We start from the raw sequence: 1,316 nt of genomic DNA, 5'->3' as shown, positions 1-1,316 counted from the left end.
GGCGGTTTCAAGCGGTGGATGCAACAGCTGGTGGGTTTGAGAGTAGTTCGTTGAGTTTCTCGGCTGGTGTTCTCCAGCCGAGGGTCTCGCGGGGGCGGGCGTTGAGTTCGGCGGCGACGTTGTCGAGAATGCCGGGGCCGTGGACGGACAGGTCGGTGCCTTTCGGAAAGTACTGCCGTAGCAGGCCGTTGGTGTTTTCGTTGCTGCCGCGCTGCCAGGGTGAGTGCGGATCGCAGAAGTAGATGTCAAGATCGGTGGCCGCGGCGATGGCGAGGTGGTTTGCCATCTCTTTGCCTTGATCCCAGGTCAACGAGCGACGCAGATGGTCGGGCAGCTCGGCCATCTTCTCGATGATGGCGTTTTGCACGGCCAGGGCGCCATGGTTGTCGGGCAGGTGTAGCAGCATGACAAATCGGGTGCTGCGCTCGACGAGGGTGCCGATCGCCGACGCCGATTTGGTGCTGCCCACGATGAGGTCACCTTCCCAATGCCCAGGCACGGCGCGGTCGGCGACCTCGGCGGGACGCTCGCTGATCAGAACCATGTTCGGTATGCGTCCGCGGCGTTCCTCGGGTCGGTGCTGGGAACGGCGCACTGCACGCTTGGTACGCAGACACTGATGTAGCTCGCGGCGCAGCGATCCCCGGCCCTGCACATAAATGGCCTGATAGATGGCCTCGTGTGACACCCACATCTCCGGATCGTCGGCGAAATCGCTGCGCAGCCGACGGGCGATCTGCCGCGGGCTGTGATGCAGTTTCAGCCGAGTCTGCACCTCATCACGCAGCGTGTCATCGGTGGCGAGCTTGCGCTCTTTAGGGCGCCGAGCCCGTTCAGCAGACCGGTCATGGGCCGACGTCGCCCGATACCGCACCTGAGCGGTGCTCCCGCTCTGGCGAGCCCCGAAAGCATGCTTGCGCCGATACCCCGATTTGGCGCCGGTGTAGCGGTTACGCAGCTCGCAGTTGTTGTCGATCTCGCGCTTGATCGTCGAAGCGGCCCGGCACAACCGCCGACCGATCGATCGCACCGACTCATTGGCGTGGACACCGGCCTGAATCTCGATGCGCTCATCAAGAGTCAGCCGTGGCCGCGGACCAGTCGCCCGAGGCCGGTGATTAGCTGGCTTCACGCCGCCAGCCTCACGGAACCACCGCTGCCCACAGCCCGACGACACGCCCACAGCCAGGCCGGCATCTCCAGGGCTCAACCCCTCACGAATGAACTCCCAGTACGCCGGCATCCGCGACCGCAACACCAAATGACCGCCCACAACACACTCCAATCAAGAAGGGTGTTGCATCCACCGCTTGAAA

1 protein-coding gene is annotated in these 1,316 nt (G+C 63.9%); it reads right to left on the bottom strand.

From position 1 onward, the window contains the following. Positions 1–7: 7 nt before the first annotated feature. Positions 8–1,243, bottom strand: a complete 1,236-nt coding sequence (locus AU195_RS22620; protein WP_059161262.1) for an IS30 family transposase — start codon at positions 1,241–1,243, stop codon at positions 8–10. Between the last annotated feature and the right edge of the window lie 73 nt (positions 1,244–1,316).

Source organism: Mycobacterium sp. IS-1496 (genome assembly GCF_001499995.1).
Classification (GTDB): Bacteria; Actinomycetota; Actinomycetes; order Mycobacteriales; family Mycobacteriaceae; genus Mycobacterium.
The sequence above is the reverse complement of the archived record's forward strand: the minus strand, read 5'-3'. Positions and strand labels throughout refer to the sequence as shown.